This window comes from Streptomyces solicavernae, assembly GCF_029968095.1.
Classification (GTDB): Bacteria; Actinomycetota; Actinomycetes; order Streptomycetales; family Streptomycetaceae; genus Streptomyces; species Streptomyces solicavernae.
This window is the reverse complement of sequence record NZ_JASCIR010000039.1, coordinates 1-22,038: the sequence shown is the minus strand read 5'-3', so window position 1 is coordinate 22,038 and position 22,038 is coordinate 1. Positions and strand designations below refer to the sequence as shown.

At 69.5% G+C, this 22,038-nt stretch carries 18 protein-coding genes and 4 pseudogenes; 9 read left to right on the top strand and 13 right to left on the bottom strand.

Features of this window, described 5'->3' with window-relative positions:
* The first annotated feature begins 216 nt into the window (after positions 1-216).
* The 5 genes from QIS99_RS28575 (at position 217) to QIS99_RS28555 (ending at position 4,725) form a co-directional block, all read left to right on the top strand.
* The gene (locus QIS99_RS28575) at positions 217-1,338 is read left to right on the top strand and encodes an ABC transporter substrate-binding protein (protein WP_408909656.1); all 1,122 of its coding nucleotides are present in this window, start codon (positions 217-219) and stop codon (positions 1,336-1,338) included.
* Between the two features lie 36 nt (positions 1,339-1,374).
* Positions 1,375-2,163 (top strand): ABC transporter ATP-binding protein, encoded by a 789-nt coding sequence (locus QIS99_RS28570; protein ID WP_282516593.1) that lies wholly within the window; start codon positions 1,375-1,377, stop codon positions 2,161-2,163.
* On the top strand, positions 2,150-3,160 hold the full coding sequence (locus QIS99_RS28565; protein WP_282516592.1) for an ABC transporter permease: 1,011 nt from the start codon (positions 2,150-2,152) through the stop codon (positions 3,158-3,160). The genes QIS99_RS28570 and QIS99_RS28565 overlap by 14 nt, the downstream gene beginning before the upstream one ends.
* Positions 3,161-3,166: 6 nt before the next feature.
* Positions 3,167-3,988, top strand: coding sequence for a sirohydrochlorin chelatase (locus QIS99_RS28560; RefSeq protein WP_282516591.1), 822 nt, complete (start codon positions 3,167-3,169; stop codon positions 3,986-3,988).
* A 299-nt stretch (positions 3,989-4,287) separates the two neighbouring features.
* Positions 4,288-4,725 carry an ester cyclase gene (locus tag QIS99_RS28555; RefSeq protein ID WP_282516590.1) on the top strand — a complete coding sequence of 146 codons (438 nt, stop codon included), beginning with the start codon at positions 4,288-4,290 and terminating at the stop codon, positions 4,723-4,725.
* Positions 4,726-4,845: 120 nt separating this feature from the next.
* Here the strand turns inward: QIS99_RS28555 and QIS99_RS28550 are convergent, their stop codons facing one another.
* Genes QIS99_RS28550 through QIS99_RS28530 form a run of 5 tightly spaced genes read right to left on the bottom strand, consistent with a single transcriptional unit; the run spans position 4,846 to position 10,139 of the window.
* A complete protein-coding gene (locus QIS99_RS28550; RefSeq protein WP_282516589.1) occupies positions 4,846-5,394 on the bottom strand; it encodes an SIS domain-containing protein in 549 nt (182 codons plus the stop codon).
* Positions 5,391-6,503: an NAD(P)-dependent alcohol dehydrogenase gene (locus tag QIS99_RS28545; protein WP_282516587.1), complete on the bottom strand. Its 1,113-nt coding sequence runs from the start codon at positions 6,501-6,503 to the stop codon at positions 5,391-5,393. Before QIS99_RS28545 ends, QIS99_RS28550 begins: the two co-directional genes overlap by 4 nt.
* Entirely contained in the window at positions 6,500-7,177 is a 678-nt protein-coding gene (locus QIS99_RS28540; protein WP_282516586.1) for a beta/alpha barrel domain-containing protein, read from the bottom strand. Before QIS99_RS28540 ends, QIS99_RS28545 begins: the two co-directional genes overlap by 4 nt.
* On the bottom strand, positions 7,174-8,661 hold the full coding sequence (gene xylB, locus QIS99_RS28535) for a xylulokinase (RefSeq protein WP_282516585.1): 1,488 nt from the start codon (positions 8,659-8,661) through the stop codon (positions 7,174-7,176). Before xylB ends, QIS99_RS28540 begins: the two co-directional genes overlap by 4 nt.
* A gap of 29 nt (positions 8,662-8,690) precedes the next feature.
* Positions 8,691-10,139, bottom strand: coding sequence for a sugar porter family MFS transporter (locus tag QIS99_RS28530; protein WP_282516584.1), 1,449 nt, complete (start codon positions 10,137-10,139; stop codon positions 8,691-8,693).
* Positions 10,140-10,304: 165 nt separating this feature from the next.
* On the opposite strand from QIS99_RS28530, the gene QIS99_RS28525 reads away from it, so the two are divergent.
* On the top strand, positions 10,305-11,258 hold the full coding sequence (locus QIS99_RS28525) for a sugar-binding transcriptional regulator (protein ID WP_282516583.1): 954 nt from the start codon (positions 10,305-10,307) through the stop codon (positions 11,256-11,258).
* A gap of 50 nt (positions 11,259-11,308) precedes the next feature.
* Here the strand turns inward: QIS99_RS28525 and QIS99_RS28520 are convergent.
* A pseudogene (locus QIS99_RS28520) lies at positions 11,309-11,996 on the bottom strand (histidine phosphatase family protein).
* Positions 11,997-12,433: 437 nt separating this feature from the next.
* On the opposite strand from QIS99_RS28520, the gene QIS99_RS28515 reads away from it, so the two are divergent.
* From QIS99_RS28515 to QIS99_RS28510, 3 genes and pseudogenes are all read left to right on the top strand, one after another.
* On the top strand, positions 12,434-12,844 hold the full coding sequence (locus QIS99_RS28515) for an Imm10 family immunity protein (RefSeq protein WP_282516582.1): 411 nt from the start codon (positions 12,434-12,436) through the stop codon (positions 12,842-12,844).
* A gap of 486 nt (positions 12,845-13,330) precedes the next feature.
* Positions 13,331-13,468 (top strand): annotated as a pseudogene (locus QIS99_RS32405) (helix-turn-helix domain-containing protein); the annotation flags it as partial.
* A gap of 296 nt (positions 13,469-13,764) precedes the next feature.
* Positions 13,765-13,977 (top strand): annotated as a pseudogene (locus tag QIS99_RS28510) (transposase family protein); the annotation flags it as partial.
* A gap of 696 nt (positions 13,978-14,673) precedes the next feature.
* On the opposite strand, the gene QIS99_RS28505 reads toward QIS99_RS28510, so the two are convergent.
* The 7 genes and pseudogenes from QIS99_RS28505 to QIS99_RS28475 form a co-directional block, all read right to left on the bottom strand.
* Positions 14,674-15,147: a nuclear transport factor 2 family protein gene (locus QIS99_RS28505; protein ID WP_282516581.1), complete on the bottom strand. Its 474-nt coding sequence runs from the start codon at positions 15,145-15,147 to the stop codon at positions 14,674-14,676.
* Positions 15,140-15,685 carry a DUF1697 domain-containing protein gene (locus QIS99_RS28500; protein WP_282516580.1) on the bottom strand — a complete coding sequence of 182 codons (546 nt, stop codon included), beginning with the start codon at positions 15,683-15,685 and terminating at the stop codon, positions 15,140-15,142. Before QIS99_RS28500 ends, QIS99_RS28505 begins: the two co-directional genes overlap by 8 nt.
* Positions 15,686-15,968: 283 nt before the next feature.
* Positions 15,969-17,177 carry a S8 family peptidase gene (locus QIS99_RS28495; RefSeq protein WP_282516579.1) on the bottom strand — a complete coding sequence of 403 codons (1,209 nt, stop codon included), beginning with the start codon at positions 17,175-17,177 and terminating at the stop codon, positions 15,969-15,971.
* 321 nt (positions 17,178-17,498) lie between these two features.
* A complete protein-coding gene (locus tag QIS99_RS28490; protein ID WP_282516578.1) occupies positions 17,499-18,473 on the bottom strand; it encodes a CDP-alcohol phosphatidyltransferase family protein in 975 nt (324 codons plus the stop codon).
* A 247-nt stretch (positions 18,474-18,720) separates the two neighbouring features.
* A pseudogene (mgt, locus tag QIS99_RS28485) lies at positions 18,721-19,963 on the bottom strand (macrolide-inactivating glycosyltransferase).
* A 71-nt stretch (positions 19,964-20,034) separates the two neighbouring features.
* Positions 20,035-21,351, bottom strand: a complete 1,317-nt coding sequence (locus QIS99_RS28480; RefSeq protein WP_282516576.1) for an ABC transporter substrate-binding protein — start codon at positions 21,349-21,351, stop codon at positions 20,035-20,037.
* A partial coding sequence (locus QIS99_RS28475) for a carbohydrate ABC transporter permease (RefSeq protein WP_282516575.1) occupies positions 21,351-22,038 on the bottom strand: 688 nt, incomplete at its 5' end. The genes QIS99_RS28480 and QIS99_RS28475, both read right to left, overlap by 1 nt.

The window sequence follows — 22,038 nt, the reverse complement described above, 5'->3', positions numbered from 1 at the left end:
TGAAGCTCCGCACACCGTGCCTGAAGCTCCGCACCACGTGCCTGACGTTCCGTCACATCGACGAAGATCCGCCGAATTCCCGGCCTCCGCCCCCACAGCTCCCCGGGGGACGTGAGGGCCGGGCCGAGGAGAGGACCACCTCCCGTGCCTGCCAACCGCCCGACCGACGCCGCCACGCCGGCCGAGCGCCGAGGTCGTAGCCCGCGCGGGGCCCGCATCCCGCACGGGGCCCGCCTTCCGGGCCTGCGCACGCTGCGGCGTTCGCTCACCGCGGCCGTCGTCCTGCCGCTCCTGGCCTTCGCCGCCACCTCCTGCGGCTACGGCTCCCAGGCCAAGGACGACCCCCAGAACGTCGCCAAGGGCAAGCCGATCGACGACCTCTCCGAGGTGAAGGTCGGCTACTTCCCCAACCTGACGCACGGCACGGCCCTCGTCGGCCTGGAGCAGGGCATTCTGCAGAAGGAGCTGGGCGGCACCCAGATCAGGCCGTCCATGTTCAACGCGGGCCCTTCCGAGATCGAGGCCCTGGTCTCCAAGTCGATCGACATCGGCTTCATCGGCCCTTCGCCGGCGATCAACGGATACACCAAGTCGGCGGGCAAGGGGCTGCGGATCATCTCCGGCTCGGCGTCCGGTGGCGTGAAGCTCGTGGTGAACCCCGACAAGATCCAGTCCCTGGACGATGTCAAGGGCAAGACGATCGCCACGCCGCAGCTGGGCAACACCCAGGACGTCGCATTCCTCAACTGGATCTCCGAGCAGGGCTGGAAGGTCGACGCGCAGAGCGGCAAGGGCGACGTGTCCGTCGTCCGCACCGACAACAAGATCATGCCGGACGCCTACCGGTCGGGCTCCTTCGACGGCGCCTGGGTGCCCGAGCCGACCGCGTCCAAGCTGGTCGCCCAGGGCGCGAAGGTGCTGCTCGACGAGAAGGACCTGTGGCCGGACGAGCAGTTCGTGATCACCAACATCGTCGTTTCGCAGACCTTCCTCAAGGAGCACCCGCAGGTCGTCGAGGCCTTCCTGCGCGGCACCGTGAAGACCAACGCGTGGATCGCGGAGCACCCGGACGCCGCGAAGGCCGCCGCCAACGACCGCCTGCAGCGCGACTTGGGCAAGGCCCTGCCCGCGGAGGTCATCGACCCCGCCTGGAAATCCATCGAGTTCACCGACGACCCGCTGGCCGCCACGCTCGACAGCGAGGCCCAGCACGCGGTGAAGGCCGGCCTCCTCGACAAGCCCGACCTGGACGGCATCTACGACCTGGAGCTCCTCAACAAGGTGTTGCGGGACGAGAGCCAACCCGGCGTCGACGACTCCGGCCTCGGCGTCAAGTAGCCACCTCAACCCGACCGTTCCCAGGAGGTGACGATCATGGCCACCAGCACCCTCACCAAGGCCGAGGACCGCACGGCGGTGTCGCACGCCGCCCGCATCCAGCACGTGTCCAAGTCCTTCGGCCGGCCCGGCGCACAGCAGCTCGTGCTCGACGACATCAGCCTCGATGTCGCACCGGGCGAGTTCGTCACGCTCCTGGGGGCCTCGGGCTGCGGCAAGTCCACCCTGCTCAACCTGGTCGCCGGCCTCGACGCCCCGACCGTCGGCGCCATCGAGACCTCCGGGCGCCCCGCCCTGATGTTCCAGGAGCACGCCCTGTTCCCCTGGCTCACCGCGGGCAAGAACGTCGAACTCGCCCTGCGCCTGCGCGGCGTGCCGAAGAGCGAGCGGCGCGACGAGGCGGAGCGGCTCCTCGGCCTGGTCCGCCTGAGCGGCGCCTACGGCAAGCGCGTGCACGAGCTGTCCGGCGGCATGCGCCAGCGCGTGGCGCTGGCCCGCGCGCTCGCCCAGGACAGCCAACTGCTCCTGATGGACGAGCCGTTCGCGGCGCTCGACGCGATCACCCGTGACGTACTGCACGACGAACTGACCCAGCTGTGGCATGAGACCGGCCTCTCCGTGCTCTTCGTGACCCACAACGTGCGCGAAGCCGTCCGCCTCGCCCAGCGCGTGGTCCTGCTGTCGTCCCGCCCCGGGCGCATCGCCCGGGAGTGGACCGTGGACATTCCGCAGCCGCGCCGCATCGAGGACTCCGACGTGGCGGAGCTGTCCCTTGAGATCACCGAACAACTCCGTGGGGAGATCCGCCGTCATGGCCAGCACTAAGTCCTCCACCGAGACCTCCAGGTCGGCCTCGGCGTCGGCCTCGGCGTCGGCCTCGGCGTCGGCTTCCGCTTCCGCTTCCGCTTCCGCTTCCGCTTCCGCTTCCGCTTCCGCGGCCAAGGGGGCGGACGAGGCCGCGGGCCTGACGGGGCTCGCGGGCCTTGAGGCCGGGCTCGACGCCCTGGAGAGCTCGGTGGACCAGCGCACCCCGCGCAGCGAGACCCTCCGCAAGAAGGTCCTTCCCCCCGTCTTCGCGATCGCCCTGGTCCTGGTGCTCTGGCAGACCCTGACGTGGGCGCAGATCGTCGACCCGTACAAGCTGCCGTCCCCCTCGGCCGTGTGGTCCGAGGTCCGGACGGCCTGGCTGCAGGGCACTCTGTTCGACTACATCTGGACCAGCCTCTGGCGCGGCGTCTCCGGCTTCCTCCTCGCTCTCGTCATCGGCACGCCGCTCGGCCTGCTCGTGGCGCGCGTGCGGTTCGTCCGCGCCGCGATCGGGCCGATCCTGTCCGGTCTGCAGTCGCTGCCGTCGGTGGCCTGGGTGCCGCCCGCGGTGCTGTGGCTCGGCCTGAACGACTCGATGATGTACGCGGTGATCCTGCTCGGCGCCGTCCCGTCCATCGCCAACGGTCTGGTCGCCGGCGTCGACCAGGTGCCGCCGCTGTTCCTGCGGGCCGGCCGGACCCTGGGTGCCACCGGGGCACGCGGCACCTGGCACATCGTGATGCCGGCGGCGCTGCCCGGATACCTGGCCGGTCTGAAGCAGGGCTGGGCCTTCTCCTGGCGGTCCCTGATGGCCGCGGAGATCATCGCGTCCTCGCCGGAACTCGGCATCGGTCTCGGGCAGTTGCTGAACAACGGCCGCATCAACAGCAGCATGCCCATGGTGTTCCTCGCCATCTTCCTCATCCTGATCGTGGGGATCGCCATCGACCTGCTCGTCTTCAGTCCCCTGGAGCGCCGCGTGCTGCGCAGCCGCGGTCTCCTCGGCAGGAGCTGAACCGTCATGCGCCACCTGAGCCTTCCGCCGCACCCCGCCCGCCCCGCCCGGGGCGAGCCCGGGCCGGACGCGTCCCCGCCCGTCCTGCTCGTCGTCGCCCACGGCAGCCGGGACCCGCGCCACGCCGCGACCGTGCACGCCCTGGTGCGCCGCGTGCGGTCGTTGCGGCCCGGGCTCCGGGTGGAGACCGGCTTCCTGGACTTCAACGCCCCCTCGGTGACGGGGGTACTCGAAGGCCTCGCCGCGGACGGGGTACGTGACGTGGTGGCCCTGCCGCTGCTCCTCACCCGCGCCTTCCACGCCAAGGCCGACATCCCCGCCGTCCTGCACGAGGCAACCTCCCGCCTGCCGCAGCTGCGGATACGCCAGGCCGACGTGCTCGGCCCCTCCCCGCTGCTCCTCGACGCCCTGGAGCAGCGGCTGTACGAAGCGGGCCTGGGGCCCGGCGACAAGAGCTCGACCGGGGTCGTCCTGGCCTCGGCGGGCTCCTCGGACCCGGAGGCGATCGCAGTGATCGCAGAAATCGCGCGGGAGTGGCGGCGCACCGGTTGGTGTGCCGTGCGGCCTGCGTTCGCCTCCGCATCTCTGCCCCGCACCGAGGACGCCGTACGCGAACTCCGTGCCGAGGGCGTCCGCCGGGTGGCGGTGGCCCCGTACGTCATCGCACCCGGCTTCCTGCCCGACCGGATCGTCCGCGGCGCCCGCGAGGCCGGCGCGGACGTTCTCGCCGATGTGCTCGGCCCCGCACCGGAACTGGCGCGGCTGCTCCTGACCCGGTACGACACGGCGGCGTCGGCTGCCGCGGTTACTGTGGCGATGTCTGCCTGAGGCAGGTGCGTGAACTCTGGTCCGGGCTCTTGCTGGGCCTCTTGCTGGGCCTCTTGGTGGGCGGGGCGTGCGGGCCGAGGTCTGCGCCACCCTGCTGACCGCAGACGGGGAAGTCGTGGATGCGCTGGAGAAGCGCCAAGGCTCCTCGGCCGCGCGTGCCAGGTGCAGCCTGACTTGCGCGGCTTGACCTTGACGCGGCGGCAAGGTTTCTACTGGTGGTCCACGGATCGACGGCCCGTACTTCGCCCGTCGGGGCGATTCGGGCTCAGCGCGATGGACGCCGAGAGAGGGGTACCGAAATGGGAACCGAGACGGTCGATGTCACCGCCGAGAACATGGCTCTGCTGCGTGCGGCCTACGCGTCGGTCGAGCGCGGCGACCTCGACGCGAGCGTCGAGATACTGACGGAGAACTTCATCGCCAACATCCCTGGCGTGCCTGAACCACTGCACGGCCGTGAGATCTGGCGGTCCGGGACCCAGGCCATGCTGGACGCCTTCCCTGACCTCCAGATCAGCGTCGAGGACATGTTCGGCGTCGGCGACGAGGTTGTGGTGCGGGCCGGGTTCCGTGGCACGCACCGCGGTGACTTCCAGGGCGTGGCAGCCACGAACCGGGAGGTCAGCTTCCGGAGTATTGAGATCTACCGCTTCGAGGGCGACAGAATCGCCGAGGAGTGGGTGGCTCCGGACATGCTCAGCCTCATGCGGCAGATCTCGCCCGAGCCGGGTCGCTGATCAGTGGACCCAGGTCGTCGGTGGCGGCACCCGACCGGCGGACGCGCCCGGAGTCGAGGTGCCCGGAGTCGAGGTGCCCGGCACAGCCGATGGCGCGGGGCGCCGTGAAGTGACCTGCGGTTACTGCAAGTTGGTGTGCCGCGCCCGCATCTCGTCGTAGACCCTGGGGACCGCGGCCGTGATGTCGAGGATCAGCGCATCGAGCAGCAGCAGTGCGCTCTGCTCGAACAGCGAGCCGCCGAACTGGTTCGACCCGCCCGTCGGCACCTCGATCACGGCGTTCGCGAGGCCGGCGAGCGAGCTGTCGCCGCGGGTCGTCACGGCGAGCAGGTGCGCCCCGGAGGCACGGGCGAGGTGGGCGAGGTGCAGGGTCACCGGCGTCTCGCCGGAGCCGGAGATCATGATCAGCCCGTCGCCGTCGCCTATCGACGGCGCGGTGGCCTCACCGACGGCGTGCGCGTCGAAGCCTGCGTGCATCAGACGCATCGCGGACATCTGCGCGACGAGCCCGGACCGGCCCTGCCCGGAGCAGAACCAGCGGCGGTCGTGGACGGTGAACATGGCTGCGGCGCGGGCCATTTGGGTGCCGGAGACCTCCGACAGTGCGCCGGAGATCTCGGCCCGCACCGTGAACCAGCTGGTGGAGGCGTTCGTGGTGGGTTCGTTCACAGGTACACAACCGTCTTGAGAGAGCCGGGAGCGAGGTCGGCGTTGAGCGCGTCCTCGACGTGGTCGAGGTCGAAGCGGCCGGTGACGAGCGAGCCCAGGTCGACCTGCCCGGCCGCGGCCAGCTGAGCGGCGACCGGCCAGGTGTCGGTGTAGCGGAAGACGCCGGTCACCTTCAGTTCGCGGTTCTGGATCACCGGGATGGGCAGGGGCACGTCGTCGGCGCCCATGCCTACGAGGACGACGGTGCCCGCGCCGCGGACCGCCGTGATGCCGGACCGGACGGCCGGGGTGGCGCCGGAACAGTCGATGAAGGCGTCCACGCCGAGGTCGGCGACGGAGTCGGTCATCGGGTCGAGGGTGCTCGTCGCGCCGTACCGCTCGGCCATCGCGCGCCGCTCGGCCACCGGGTCGGAGACGATCACCTCACTCGCGCCGAACGCCTTCGCGGACTGGGCGGCGATGACGCCGATCGGTCCGGCCCCGGCGATCAACACCCTTGATCCGGGCGCGACTTCGGCCTTGCGGCCGGCCCAGATGCCGACCGAGAGGGGTTCGAGGAGCGCGGCGACGTCGTCGGAGAGCGTGTCCGGTACGGGGTGGGCGAACGGCGCCTGGATGGTCACGTACTCCTGGAAGGCGCCGTCTACGGGCGGGGTCGCGTAGAACTCCATGTGCGGGCAGAGGTTGTAGCGGCCCGCCGCGCACTGGGCGCAGATGCGGCAGGGGCGCTGCGGTTCGATCGCGACGCGTTCGCCGATCCGGGTGTCGGGCACGGCCGCTCCGACGGCGACGATGCGGCCGGAGACCTCGTGGCCGAGGACGAGGGGCGCGTCGACGACGAAGTCGCCGATCCGGCCTTCGCGGTAGTAGTGCACGTCCGAGCCGCAGACTCCGACGGACGCCACCTGGATGAGGACCTCGTCGTCGGCGGGGACCGGCACCGGCCGTTCCTCGACGCGGATCCGGCCCTTGGCGACCAGGACGGAGGCCCGCATGGTGCGGGGGATGTCCACGCTTCCGGTGACCGCGCTTCCGGTGACCGCGCTTCCGGTGACCGCGCTTCCGATGTCCGCGCTTCCGATGTCCGCGCTGCCGGTGATCCTGCTCATGGGGTGTCCTCCTTGCGGGACGGCGTGGTGAGGTCGAAGAGGCGTCGTCCGATGACGACGTAGGTCGCGCCGGCGGCGAGCACGCGGTCGAGGTTGTCCTCGCCGACGCCGCCGTCGACTCCGACCGGGGTGGTGGGTGCGGCCTGGCGGACCTTGCTGAGCAGTGCCGGGTCCGAACTGCCGTGGGTGCCGGGCGCGATGAGCATCACGAGCAGCCCGTCGACGTACGGCAGGACGTCGGCGCACGACTCAAGGGACGTGTCCGGGGCGAGTGCGAGCCAGGGGCTGATGCCGCTCGCGCGGATGCCCTCGGCCACGGCGGGGGCGTCCGGCACACTCTCGTACGGGAACGTGATGCGGGCGATCCCGGGGCGGCGGACGGCGTCCAGCGCATCCAGGGCACCGGCCGTCAGCAAGTGCACGTCGACGGGGCCGGTCCCGCCGTCGGACAGGTCACGGATCTGGTCGACGCCGACTCCGGTGCGCCGGTCTGCGAAGACGTCGGCGTGCACCCAGTGCTGCTGGTCGGCGAGCAACTGGGCGGTGGCCGGGCGGTTTTGAGGCGGAACCGCGTACAGGCTCCCGGCCAGGGCGGTGCCGGGGCTGTTGCGTACCCGGTCGGCCAGGCCCGTGTTGAACGGGTAGGTGGCCGCGCAGGCAGACAGGCCGGTCATCGTTGCGCCTGCCCGTCGAAGCCGGTCCAGTCGGCGACGGTCAGATACCGGTCGAGAAGCTGTTCGCGCAGGTCGGCGGTGCCGGGGCGCGGTGTCGCGACGGTCTCGGTGCGCGGTGCCCACGCCTGGCGGAGCTCGCGTACGCCGGTGCGGGTGAGTACGGCCGCGGACTGGATGGCGGCACCGCGCGCCGTCGCCTCGTCGGCGTCCGCGGGGTCGGCGATGACCACCTCGCGGCCTGTCAGGTCGGCGAGGATCTGCCGGTACGCCGCGGAGCGTGCGCCGCCGCCGGTGATCAGGACCTTTCCGGAGGTGGCGATGCCTGCGGCGTTCATGTGGGACTCGCCGCGCAGCAGGCCGAGTACGACGCCGTCGTGTGCGGCACGTGCGATCTCCTCGCGGGTGGTGGCGGAGGTGATCCCGGCGAGCATTCCGCTGGCGGTGGGGCGGTTCGGTTTGCGTTCGCCGTCGAGGAACGCCGCGAGCACTGGGGAGCGCAGCGGGTCCGCGGCCAGCGCGAGGCGGCTCAGTTCCTCGTGGTCGACGCCGAGGATGCCGGTGGCCCAGTCGGTGACGCGGGCGGCATTGAGCGTGGACACCAGCGGCAAGTAGCCGCCGGTGCAGTCGGCGACGCCGTCGACGAGGCCGGAGGTGTCGAAGACCGGGTCCAGGGAGGTGGTGAAGACGACGCCCGAGGTGGCGATGGTGTAGACGACGTCGCCGGGCTCGACCGCGAGCCCCAGCCCGGCCGCGTGCTGGTCTCCGCCGCCCGGACCGATGACGACGTCCGGGCGCAGACCGAGGGCGCTCGCGGCCTGCGGGGTGATGGCGCCGGCCGGCTCGTCCGGGCCGAGCACCTCGGGCAGCGTCGAGGACCAGTCGCGTAGGGGGTCGACGAGTGCGAGGTACTCGTCCAGATACCGGTGTTCCGCGGCGCTCCAGTAGCCCGTACCGGATGCCTCGGAGCGGTCGGTGACGTGCCGTCCCGACAGACGCAGCGTCAGCCAGTCGTGCGGCAGGCAGACGCGGGCGAGGCGGGCGAAGTTCTCGGGCTCGTGCTCGGCGAACCAGGCGAGCTTGCTCAGGGTGAACGCGGACGTCGGCAGCGAGCCGACCGCCTTCACCCAGGAGTCCGCGCCGATCTGCGCGCGCAGCCGGTCGAGTTGGGGCGCGCTCGTGGTGTCGTTCCAGAGCTTGGCGGGGCGGATCACCTCGCCGCCGGCGTCAAGGGGCACCAGGCCGTGGCACTGCGCGGCGACGGAGATCCCCGCGATGTCCGCCCTGGCCACCGCGGCGTGCGTCACCGCCGCGTCCAGGGCGTGCTCGAACGCGCTCCACCACTTCGACGGATGCTGCTCGCTGCGGGGCGCGAACGCGGGCGGGTGCGGCGCCGAGCCACTGCCCAGCAGCCGTCCGCTGTCCAGATCGCGCAGTTCGACCTTGCACGACTGGGTCGAGCTGTCGACCCCGACGACAACAGGCACGGGGAGAACTCCTTTGCTACGTAGATCTGTTACTGACCGACGGTTCGGCGGGCGGCGTGCGGCTGGAAGGTGCCGTCGTGCAGCGAGTTCTCGATCTCTTCCAGGGTGCGCCCCTTGGTCTCCGGGACGCAGCGCAGGACGAAGAAGAACGCGAACACGGAGACGGCCCCGTACAGCCAGAAGGTGCCCGAGGCGCCGATCGCGCCGATCAGGGAGAGGGCGGTGAGGCTGACCAGGAGGTCGGAGGTCCACATCGAGACGGAGGCGAGGCCGGTGCCCTTGCCGCGGACGGCGAGCGGGATGACCTCCGAGTTCAGCAGCCAGATGACCACGGAGAGGCTGCCGCCGTTGAAGGCGATGTACGCGAGCATGGCCGCCACGACCACCCAGCGCTCCCCGCCCGTGGGGTCTCCGCCGAGGAAGGCGGCGCCGAGGACGACGAGCGCGACGACCGAGGCGGGGATGAACAGCAGCAGGAGCCTGCGGCGTCCGACCCGGTCGACCATGAAGGTGCCGACGACGGTCATCGCGACGAGGACGACACCGACCCCGATGGTGGCGAGGATCGAGGCGGACTTGCCGAAGCCGGAGTCGGTGAGGATGGTCGGCGCGTAGTAGATCACGGCGTTGATGCCGGTCAGCTGACACAGGACCGAGATGCCGACGGCGGCCGTGAGCGCGGGGCGCACCCAGCGCCGGCGCAGGTCGGCCCAGCTGCCGCGCGCCTCCTGGTGCACCGACTCGATCTCGGTCACTTCCCGGGCGGCGGTGGCGTGGTCCCCGCGTATCCGGGCGAGCACGCCGCGCGCCTCGTCCTGGCGTCCCTGGGAGACGAGCCAGCGCGGGCTCTCGGGGAGCCGCAGCATCCCGGCGAAGAGGACCGCACCCGGTATGACGGCGAGCGCGAACATCCACCGCCAGTGCCCTTGGATGCCGTAGCCGACCAGATAGGAGACCAACTGGCCGCCCGCGATCATCAGCTGGAACAGCACCACGAGGGAGCCGCGGCGCTCGGCCGGTGCGACCTCGGCGATGTATACGGGCAGGATCTGTGTGACCGCACCGACGGCCAGGCCGAGCACGAACCGCGTGATGACGAGCGAGGCGGCGTCGGGCGCGACGGCGGTGCCGATCGCGCCGACCACGAAGAGGATCGCCACCGCGAGGACCGTACGCCTGCGTCCGAACCGGTCGGAGATCGGCCCACTGCCGAGCGCGCCGACGATGCCACCGACCAGGATCGCGCTGGTCACCAGCTGTTTGCCGAACGTGCCGAGCCCGAACTCGGCGCTGATGTCGAGCAGCGCCGAGGAGATGATCCCGGTGTCGTACCCGAAGAGCAGTCCGCCGAGGGCGGCGATGGCGACCACGAACAGCATGAAGCGCGCGCTGTCCGCGGGCGGCGGGGCCGTCGGGGTGCTGCTGATGACTGCGGAACTCTGTGGTTCCCGGCTCACATGCCGTTCGGCAGTGTCCACTTCTCCTCCTCCACTTCGAGGACGGCTCTGAGGGCGCTCGGCCCGGCCGTGTTTCACCGACATGAAAGGCGCGCGTTGCCCATACGTCAAAACCCCCGCCCATATGGGCGCGAGGTGGCGGTAGGCTGGTGATCGCATGACGCGGAGGAGGCCAGAGGAGGCCATATGGGTCCGGCAGAGCTCGTCCAGGCGACGGCGATCGCGCGCCAGTACTACGTGGAGGGCATGACGAAGGTCGAGATCGCCGACTTCCACGGCCTCTCGCGGTACAAGGTCGCCCGCATCCTGGAGGCGTGCCGCACGGAGGGCATCGTCCGGGTCGAGATCAACGGCGGCGCCGCGATGGACACCGAGCTGTCCGAGCGGCTGCGTACGCACTTCCGGCTCAAGCACGCCCTGGTGGCGTCCGGCCCCTTCGACGACGTGCCCGCGCTGCGCGCCGCTCTCGGCCGCGCGGCCGCCGACCTGCTGACGGAGATCGTCACCGAGGACGACGTGCTCGGGGTCGCCTGGGGCCGCACGCTCGACGCCATGGCCCAGCGGGTGCACGGCCTGCCGCCCTGCCGGATCGTGCAGATGACGGGCATCGCCGGAGCGATCCACGCCAGCTCGGTCGATCTGGTCCGCCGCCTGACCTCGGTCTCCGGCGGCCCGCACCACCCGATCTACGCACCCCTGGTGGCTTCCGACCCCGAGGCCCTGCGCGTCATGCAGCGCCAGCAGGGCATCCAGGCCGCCGTCTCCCGGTGGCGCACCATCACGGTCGCGGCCGTCGCCGTCGGCGCCTGGGACCCGACCGGCTCCCAGGTGCACCGCGTCCTCACCGAGAGCGAACGCGCCGAACTCGACGGCCTCGACACCGTCTGCGAGATCTGCTCGATCCCCCTCGACGCCGACGGCCGCCCGATCCGCTCGACACTCACCGAACGCACCATGGCGATCCCCTACGCCGACCTCGTACGCATCCCGGAAGTGATCGCGGTGGCCGGTGGCGAAGCCAAGACCGACGCCGTACGGGCGGCACTGCGCGGCGGAGTGATCACGTCACTCGTCACCGACTCCGCCGTGGCCGCGAAACTCCTCGCGGAGGAACCGGCCACGGAGGACGCTCGTCGCTGATGCCGTGAGGGGGCCGTTTGGGTGGCGCCGACCCGCCCGCGCGTACCCCCTCAGGCGCCGATGCCGTCCACAACTTCCCCTGCCGGACCGCTCGTTCCAGGAACGCCGCCCTCCGGACCGACGGAACGGCCTTCCCACGCCTGCACTCGCCAGCCCTGATCCGGGGCGCCGGAGAGCATGACGACACCGGTGTTCTGCAGCGCGTGAGCGGCCGCGAAGTCCACGTCGACGTTCTCGGCGCGGGCCGCCACCCACATCCGGATGGCCGCGCCGTGACTGACCATGGCGACGGTCCCTGCCCGTACCCGCGGCCTCCTCGATCACCGCGTCGAAACGTCGCAGGGCCTCGACACCGTCTTCCCCACCCGGCATGCGGAGGCCGGTGTTGCCTGCGGACCAGGCGAAGGCGGTGCTCAGATACGTCTCGGCGGCGGAATCGTCGCCTCGCATCTCCAGGTCGCCCGCGGACAGCTCCCGGATGCCGGATCGCACACGGACCTCCAGCCCGGTCCGCGCAGCCAGGGGCGCGGCGGTGAGCTGGGTCCGGATCAGGGTCGACGCGTAGAGAGCGCCGATCTGTTCGCCTGCCAGCGCCTCCGGCAGGGCCGCCGCTTGCTGCTGCCCCAGCGGGGTCAGCGCCGGACCGGGTTCTGCCGTGTCCAGCAGGTGCTGGAGGTTGGAAGGGGTCTGACCGTGGCGGATGAGCAGTAGGCACCGTGCGGCCTGCGCCGCGGGCAGCGGGACGGGCTCGGTGTGGGGCCAGGACGCCGAGCCGGTACCCAGCTCTTGAACACGACCGGCATGACGGCCTCGTCCCGGCTGCGCCGCCGCATCAGTTGGCGGATGATCTCGATCCCCGAGCAGAGCCGGTGGCCCATGTCGTCGAACAGCTGCCGGCCAAGGTGCCGTGCGCGGTCGGCGAACAACTCGCCCTCCTCGGACCGGACGGCCAGCGTCAAGGGTCGGCTCGGCGCCGAGCCGGGTCGTCGCCGACAGCTCGGGGCGGGGCCGGGTCCCCCTCGCGGCCTCATCTCGTGGAACAACGGCCCAGGCTGGGTCACGTTCCCCCAGGGGAATCCAGGAGTCAGCTTCGTGGTCACCTCTCGGTGTGGGCGAGAGAGGTCAGAGCCCGCCCAGCCCCCGGCATCAGCTCGTGGCGCTGATAGAACCCCGTCATGACGTACCGATTCACCGCCCGTGCAGCCAGAACCGAGATAGATCCAGACGGCTACTTCACCGAAGCTGCACTTGCCGAGCGTGAGGACGGAAGCGGCTTCATCTTGATGTTCATGGCGGGAGAGGAGGAGCCTGATGATCAAGAGGTCGCCCTGGGAATGGACACACACTGCCTGGTCACAGCCGGACAGGGGACCGCGTATGGCTACGTTCGTGAGGCCGTGCTGACGGGCAACGTCCTCCGCGTCTCACTCAACCCCGAAGCACTGGAAGACCTGCGGTTGAGCGACAACGAGATTGAGGCCGTCATCGATGCGCCGGCCGACGACGTAGCCCTGTTCCGCGAAGTCCTCGCCCAGGTGCTCGCCTATGGACGTGCGGATGCTGTGCCCACCCGTGTTGCTGTCTGACCGGCGCTCGGGCCGTTGCACACGGGCGCTACTGGGCGGCCTGCCCAGGTGGGGAATTACGTGAAGTTGCAGCCTGACGGGCTGGGAATTGCGTGACCGTCGACAGGTGGCGGCGAGGATACGGCTGAGGAAATGCGCGTCGCCGAGCTCACCCACGACTTCGACATGGTCCGGCGCGTTCAGCGGCACAAGGTCAAACAGCACGAGTGCGCCCCAACGTGGACAGCCGCGCTCCTCCCGGGGTTCCGCGCGACGATTTGTCGCTCCTTGGCGAATGAGCCTTTCCGATCGTGCCCGGATCGAGTGACAGCAGGGCCGTGACGCACAAAGCTGCCTGCCCGTTGCGATCGTGCCAACTTCCCTACGGAGCAAGGGAGCTTCGCGGTCACCTATCGTGCCACCCTCGACGTACCCGATGACCTCGTTTCCTGGCTGGAGAACCTCATCGCCACCCGAAGGAGCGAACTCGGCGTCTCCTGAAGGAAATTGACCTCCTTCGACCAGGCTGTCATGGTCCCGGTCCACCTGGCCACAGGCGATACCTTCGCCCAGCTCGGCTCCCACTTCGGCATCAGCACCGACACCGCCTGGCGCTACGTCAACGAAGGCATCGATGTCCTCGCCGCCTGCGCACCGGACCTCGCCGACGCCGTGAACGTCGCACGCCACGAGCGTCGCCTCCCGCTCGACGGCACTCTGATCCGCACCTGGCGCTGCGCGAGTCCGGCCACCGAGGCCAACAACGATCCGCTCCACAGCGGCAAGCACCACGACCACGGCGTCATCATCCAAGGGCTCACCGACACAGACGGCGAACCGGCCTACCTCGGTCGTGCCCGGCCAGGATCGACCACCGACCTGCCCGCCGCCCGCGCGCCAACGGCATCGTCACCGCCGACACCGAAGCCGACGTCGAAACGATGGCCGACCTCGGACACCTCGGCGCCGGCGGCACCGTCCGCACCCCCGTCCGCCGCCCGAAGGGCAACGGATACAACGCCTCGGAGAAGCTCACCAACTCCGCCCATGCCCGACTCCGCGTACCAGTCGAGCGGGCCGCCGCCGTCCTCAAACGCTGGCGAGTACTGGACCTGGTGCCCATCAGCCCGAACCGCATCACCGACCTGCTTCACGCAATCCTCGCGGTGGTTGCGCGGCGGCCTGAGGAACCGGGCTCCGTATGCCGCGACGACCTCGCCGGTGCCCTCGTCCGAGGCGTCGTCGACCACGACGACCTGCTGCGGCTGCACGGTCTGCGCGGCCAGCGATTCGAGCGTCGCCGACAGCCGGCCTCCTCGTTGTGCGCGGGCACGATGACGGTGACGGTCTGGCGGCGCCCGCCGGTGAGTGTCGTCCTGGTGTCCGTCGTCCTCATCGCGCCCCTCCCCTGGTGGTCGCCGCCAGATGGTTGGCCGTGGCGTTCCTGACACGTGGATGGACCGGGTGCGGCTGGGCTGAGCGGACCCGGGCTGATCGGGGCCGGGCCCTTGGCGACGACCGCCTCGATCGACGCCTGGACCGGGCTGTGGGCTCGGCCCAGCTCGGCGTGTGCGGCTGCGTGTGCGGCGCTGTCCCCGAAGGCGCTTCCGGCTCCGCTTCCCCCGTCCGCATCCGGACGACGCTGACCGTCAGGACGACCAGCCCGACCAGGCCGTAGACGAGTGTGCTGATGCCGATGAACGGCAAGCCCCGTGCATCTCCTCACCCCCGTAAGGAATTTCGTGTGCGTGGATCTGCTGCTTCGCCCCTCACGCTAGACCGAAATCCCGATCTCCATCCGGAATCACTAATTCCTGTGGATAACTCTCGGGCGCCCTGGTCGGCACCGCTCAGGCCCGCCCCCGCCGGTCCGGACCAGCGACGGACGGTCCCGGACCAGCGGCGGACGGTCCCGGACCACCGATGGACGGTCCCGGATCAGCGGTGGAAGGTCCCGGATCAACAGTGAACGGGGTGCCCTGGTGGAACCAGAGGAGCCAACCCTTTCGAGTGAGCCGCCACAGGGAACTACGGTGCGCCGTACGGCCGTTGTCATCGGTGTCGAAGGTCAGATGGACCAGGTCGTCCGCGAGCTGGACGCCACGCATCCGGGAGGTGGTGATGGGTCGGTGCCCCGGTTCGTCCTGCGCGGAGAGCGCGGCGATGATCGCTTCCCGGTCCCAGCGTCGCCCCGATGCGCCGATCTCCGAGAAATCAGGATGGAGCAGAGCGCCGAGCAGCTTGGGCGAGCGGCGCACTTCGGGTGCGAGCAGGCGCAGTTCACCCTCGATGGCCGCCTCGACGGCGGGCAAGGTCTCAGGCACGGGTGAGCTCCACGAGTTTGAGGACGGTGTTCCAGTTGCGGCTGGTGGCGATGACGCCCTTCATGAGCGAGGGCCGGGCGAGTGCGGGGGCGAGCTTGGAGCGGCCGAGGCCGTCCGGCGCGTAGAGGTACAGCGCCCGGTCGCCGACCTTGTAGTCCTCGGGCGCGTACGCCAGGGGGTCGACGGAGGCGAGCTGTTCGGGTCGTACGTGTTCGGAGAAGTAGGTGACGTGCAGCTGCTTCGGTTCGAGTTCGTCCGCGGGATAGGGGCAGGCGTCGGCGACGGCCCGCAGGTAGTCGCCGTTGCGGACCAGGACGTCCATGGCGAAGCCGAAGTGCTCCGCGAGTGCGGTGGAGATGTCGGCGGCCAGGGAGTCCTCGTCACCGTGGTCGCTGTCGAAGACGGCGTTGCCGCTCTGCAGGTGCGTACGCACGCCGGCGAAGCCCATGTCCGAGAGGAGAGAGCGGAGTTCGGCCATCGGGACCTTCTTGTGGCCGCCCACATTGATCCCGCGCAGCAGCACCGCATATATCGTCATGGCCACACCCTAGACAGGCCCGCCCAGGAGTCGCGTACCACGCGCAGAAAGGCGGCCGTCGTGCCCCGTGGGGGTCGGCACGACGGCCGCCGGTCCGGGAAGGAGTCCCGGAGTCCGGGGAAGCAGGCCCCAAAAGCCCTTCACTGCGCTGTGAGGTTCGGTCGCGACGTCAGGTCCGGGAGGTCGTCCCCGACCGGGGCGCCGGATTCCGCCTCGGCTCCCCTCGGCCCGGCCGACTCGATACGGGGGCGGTCCGAGGGGCTGTCAGCACATCGAGGAGGTGTTACTCGACGACCTTGAGCAGCTTGTTCGGCGTGCCCTCGCTCGGGTTGGTGATCTTGTCCGGCGTGGCGCCCTCGGTCAGGGCCGTGGCGACCTGCTCCGGCGTGGCGTCCTGGTGACCACCGAGGTAGACGGCGGCGGCACCCACGACGTGCGGGGTCGCCATCGACGTACCGGAAATGGTGTTGGTGGCGTCGTCACCGGTGTTCCAGGCGGACGTGATGTCCGAACCCGGAGCGTAGATGTCCACGACCTCACCGAAGTTCGAGAAGTCGGACTGCTGGTCGGTGTTGGTGGAGGAGGCGACCGTGATGGCCTCCTTCACGCGCGCCGGGGAACCCTGGCCGGCGTCCGTGGACTCGTTGCCCGCGGCGACACCGTAGGTGACACCGGCGGCGATGGACTTGCGGACGGCCGCGTCGAGGGCCTCGTCGGCGCCGCCGCCGAGGCTCATGTTGGCGACGGACGGGCCTTCGTGATTCTCGGTGACCCAGTCGATGCCGGCGACCACACCCGCGGTGGTGCCGGAGCCGTTGTCGTCCAGAACGCGGACGGCGACGATCTTGGCCTTCTTGGCAACCCCGTGGGCAGCGCCCGCGATGGTGCCGGCGACGTGCGTGCCGTGGCCGTTGCCGTCGTCGGCGCTGTCGTCGTTGTCGATGGCGTCGAAGCCGTACTCGGCGCGGCCCTCGAAGTCCTTGTGGCTGATGCGGACACCGGTGTCGATGACGTACGCGGTGACGCCCTCACCGGCGGAGTCGGGGTACGTGTACTTCTTGTCGCCCTCGGTGTCGGCCTGGTCGATGCGGTCCAGACCCCACGACGGCGGGTTGTCCTGGGTGGCGTTGATCGTGAACTTCTTGTTCTGGACGACCTTCGACACGGCCGGGTCGGCGGCCAGGCGCTTGGCCTCGGTCTCCGAAAGGCCGGAGGCGGAGAAGCCGTTGACGGCCGAGTCGTAGTTGCGCTTGAGGGTGCCGCCGTACTCCTTGGCGAGGTCCTTCTTGCTGCTCTTCTTGGCCTTGTCGTCGAGCATGACGATGTAGCTGCCGACCACAGCGCCCTTGGCGTTGGCACCGTAGATCTTGCCCTCGGCGACCGGCGCGGCGCCGGCGAAGGAGGTCGCGAAAACGGTGACGCCCACGGCGGTCGCAGCGGTGGCTATCGCCGCAGTGAGCTTGAGGGAACGAGCACGCTTGTGAGTTGCCATGAAGAGGGGTCTCCTCGTGGTGTGGGGGGTTGTGGGGGGTAAGCGTTACTGCCTCAACCCCCGTAGATCCGGAAGATCTCCGGGGGTTGGGACGAAACCCTGTCGGATTGACGCGCGCAGATCAATAGCTACATACAGCTGTGACTTGTTCAACAAGGTTCCGTAATAACAAATAGGGCGCTCTGCGCATAACGCAGAGCGCCCTCAGGGGCACCCCTGAGATCCTCTCGACCGACCGAAACAATTGGCTAAAAAGGTCACTTAAGAAATCAGGACAGATCCGCTGGCATCCGGTCAGATCGCTGCACGAAATCGGAACGGTCAGGCGGCGGCCGCGAGCTTTCGCTGCTCAAAGCTGTCGATCGTGCGCGTGAAGTCACGGGTGGAGAGCAACAACTTGTAGATGATGGCGAGTTCGAAGACGAGCAGCAGCGCACCGGAGACGATCGTCGCGGGAATCACCACGTCGAAGAGTGGGCCGATCATGAAGACGCCCATCTGGAACTCGATACCGCTCACGAGGTGCGTACGAATCCGCTTGCTCAGCAGATACGAGCGACAACGCAGGTACCACGGAAAGCGGTGGCGGAACTCCTGGTGCAGGTCGACGACTTGCGCCCTGGTCGGGGCACCGGCGGAAGCGACAGGCTCGGCCGTCGGCCCCTCGGCCCCGCGCCCAGCAGCCTGCAGATCCTGCTCGATGTCCGCTGCGGGGTTCTCGCGCAGCAGGTCTTCCATGAACGCCAGCTCTGCCTGGTTCTCGGCCCGCCGGGCCTCACGCATGCGGGACTTGATCTGCTTGCGCATGGAATGGCGGATCTTGAAGATCTCCAGGGAGTTGATGTACCGAAGCGTGTCGAGGCCGATGACCACGAGGGCGAGCCAGATGTAGATGGTCTCGCCGGTCCGCTGATACTGGCCCGCCATCAGGGCGACCGAGCAGACCATGACTCTGATCCGGTCGAAGACGAAGTCGAGCCAGGCGCCGAAGACGGAGCCGGTACCGGTCAGCCGCGCGACCTTGCCGTCCATGCAGTCGAGGATGAAGCTCAGGTGGTAGACGACCGCGCCCGCGATCAGCCAGCGCCAGTCGGCCATGGCGAAGCACGCGGCGGACACGAGTCCGAGCAGGAACGCGCCCCACGTGATCTGGTTCGGGGTGATACGGGTGCGCATCGCGGTCTGCCGCACCAGCGGTGTCGCGACTGGGTCGACCAGGAGCACGGTCCACCAGGCGTCGCGCTTCTTCTCGGTGATGCGGCGTACCTCGGAGAGAGGTGGTATGTCTCGGCGCATGTCAACTTCCCGGCGTTCGAGTGGAGTTCACTTCACGCTAAGAAGGCCGTTGCCCAAGGCACAAGAAGCGCCGCGTGCAACCTTTACCCGGAGGTAAGGGTCACAGTTCCCAGACGAGTCAATGCCCTTGGTGGCCCAGAGGCCTGTTACCTGAGCGTTACCACTCCAGGCTTCAGGCCTCTGGGCCCCTCCGGCTCGCCGCCCCTCGTCCCGCCACCGGCCGGCCGGGCCTCGCAGGCGTCGCGGGCTACGACCGAGTGGGCAGCGCGGAATCGATCAGGTCTGCGGCTCGCTGCGTCCCGCCCTCGGTCGCCATCTGCTCCTGAATGGCCCGCAGTCGGCGCGCCACTTCGGGGTCCTCGACGAGTTCGAGCACGGTGCGCCGCAGCATCTCCGCCGTCGCCTCCTCGGTCGGGATGTGCCGGGCCACGCCGAGCCCCTGCAGCATGTCGGCGTTGCCGGGCTGGTCGACGGCCTGCGGCACGGCCACCATCGGCGTCGCGGTGGCCAGGCCCTCCTGGCTGCCGCCCGCCCCGGCGTGCGTGATGAACGCGTCGGCCTTCTTCAGGATCGCCAACTGCGGCACCCAGTGGTGGACTTCGACGTTGGCCGGGACCTCACCGAGCTCGCTCGCGTCGACGTGCTGCCCGATCTGCAGCACCAGATGCCAGCCCGGCAGGTCGCCGAACGCCTCGATGCACTCCCGGTAGAAGGCCGGCTGTTTGGTGAACGACGAGCCGAGCGAGACCAGGACGACCTTCTCCGCCTCGGCCGGTCGCCGCCAGTCGCCCTGTGCGGACCGGTCACCCTGACACGCGCCGACGAACGTGTAGACACTCTCGTCGACCCGATCGGCGTTCGGCTGCAGCGCCTTGGGGATCAGCACGAGGGAACGAGGCGGGCGCCCCACGAAAGCGTCGTGCCCCTGGGTGATGCCGTTCTCCTGCAGCCATGCCTCGAAGTTCGCGAAGTACGCCTGACCACGCTCGCTCGCCTTCAGGTCGCGGTGGAGCGGCTCGCTCACCTCCTCTTGGGACCCCTCCCAGGCCACCAGGTTCGGCGACAGAGAGATCTCCGGAACGCCCCAGCGCCGGGCGAGAATCCGCGCCGGGTAGGACGTGATGTCATGCAGGACGAGGTCGGGCTCGTCGCCTTCGTAGGCCTTGGCCAGCTGGGGCAGAGCATTGACCGCGTCCTTGAAGAAGGGCTCGATGTTGTCGATCAACGTGGTGCCCCAGGCCTCCGGGTCGTCGTCCGGGGAGGGCAGGGTCGTGGTGTAGAGCACGGGTTCGGCACCGGTCTCGGCCACCTTCTCCTCGAAGATGTGCGGGATCGCGTACGTGACCCGGTGCCCTCGGGCGACGAGCTCCCGGATGACTTCGAGGCTCGGATTCACGTGCCCGTGGGCGGCAATGGAGAACATGGCGACATGGGCACGCTGGGGAGTGGTCATGACGACCACACTATGCGAGACGATACGTCTCGTGCAACCTTTTTAGACTCGTGCAACCTTTTTAGAGACGAACCGTCTCGCGCAGCCCTCGCCCCACAAGGACGGCGGCTATCTCTGATAGCGGGCCAGCACCAGATTCCCGTCCTCGACCAACCGTCTCCTCAGCTCACCCATGTCGATCGCCCCGCTGTAGTACTCCTGCAGCGCAGGCGTCGCCACCTTGTCCTTCCACTCCGGATAGCCGCGCACCGACTGCGCCGGAGCCGAACGCAGGTGCTCCGCGAGCGCCGCACCCGTGGCCCAGTCGTTCTTCTTCGTATGTAGAGCGGGGTCCTTCAGCGCCTCGGTTCCGGTCGGCAGCATCCAGTCGCCCCGCGCGAGCCGCACCATGTTCTCCGGCTGCAGCAGGAAGTCGATGAAGGCCATCGCCTCCCTCTTGTGCGGGCTGTCCTCCGCGATCGACAGCGTCTGCGGACTCACTCCCTGGGTCAGCCCGTCGACCCCTGCGGGCGCGGGCAGCACCTGCCAGTCGAAGCCGTCCGGCGCCTGCTGCACGATCTGCTGCCGGTACGAGAACCCGAGCGGCACCATCGCGTACTTGCCGCCGAAGAAGCCCGGCAGCGTGTCCGAGCCGCCCATGCCCAGGGTCGAACTCGACGCGCTCTTGTCCGAGTTGACCTGGTCGTGCACGGTCTTCGGCATCACCTGGTCGGCGGCGTCGAAGCGCACCTGCACCTTTCCGTCGGCACCCCGGTGGAAAACCTTGCCGCCTGTCGACAAAGAGAGATTCAACGTGGCCGACACCGGCTCCTTCAGCGGCCAGGCCACCCCGTACTTTCCGTCGCCGGCGCCACCGCCCAGCTCATCGGTGGCCTTCCGGAACTCCTCCCAGCTCCAGGGCTCGTCCGGCGTGGGAATGCGCACCCCGGACTCCTTCAGCCACTTGGCGTTGGCGATCAGGACGCGCGGCTCCTGCAGGAACGGGACGCCGTAGATCCCGTCCCCGAAGGTCGTCGTCTCCCAACTGCGCTGCGGGATATCCGACTTCAGGCGCTCCGGCAGCAGCTCCCCCAGGTCCGCGAGATAGCCGCCGTACGCGAAGTCCGCGAGGTCGTCCGAGGCATCATGGATGATGTCCGGCGCCTCGCCGCCCTCGAAGGAGGTGAGCAGCTGGTCGTGCACACTGTCCCAACTGCCCTGCACATACTTGACCTGGATGTCGGGGTGGGCGGCGTTCCACTCCTTCACCAGCTCCTTGTTGGCGTCGACCGACTCCTTCTGCCAGGCCAGCGACTGGAACTGCAGCGTGATCCGGCCGCCGCCGTCCGCTGGCTCCCCGGAGCATCCGGTGAGCAGCAGGCCGAGGGCGGTGGCCGTGGCGGCGACGAGTCGGGCGCGCAGACGCACGCGCGGGCGGGGCGCCATCAGTGCTTCACCGCCCCGGCCAGCATGCCACCGGTGATGCGCTTCTGGATGAGCGCGAAGATGACGAGCGACGGGATGGTCGCGAGGAACGCGGCGGCGGCGAGCGGCCCCAGGTCGGCGACGCCCTCGGCGCCGATGAAGCGGTTCAGGATGACCGGCAACGTCTGCTTCTCCGGGGTCTTGAGCAGGACGAGCGCGAAGAAGAACTCGTTCCATGCGGTGATGAAAGCGAACATCGCGGTGGCCACGATGCCGGGCGCGAGCAGCGGCGCGGTCACCGAGACCAGCGTGCGCAGCTTGCCCGCCCCGTCGACCGCCGCCGCCTCCTCCAACTCGGGTGGTACGGCGCGGACATAGCCGACGAGCATCCACAGCGCGAACGGCAGGGCCCAGACCACGTACACCATGATCAGGCCGATCAGCGAGTTGATCAGGTGGAGGTTCTTCAGGATCAGGAACAGCGGGATGATGATCAGGACGAACGGGAAGGCCTGGCTGATCACCACCCAGCCGGTGGCCGCCTTGGCGAGCCGGTTGCGGTGCCGGGCCATCACATACGCCATCGGCGTCGCGATGACGACGGCTACCAAGGACGCGCTCAGGGCCACGAGCAGCGAGTTCACCATCGCCTGCAGCAGGGGCTGCTCGTCGAAGGCCTGCTGGAAGTTCTGCAGCGTGGGGTTGTGC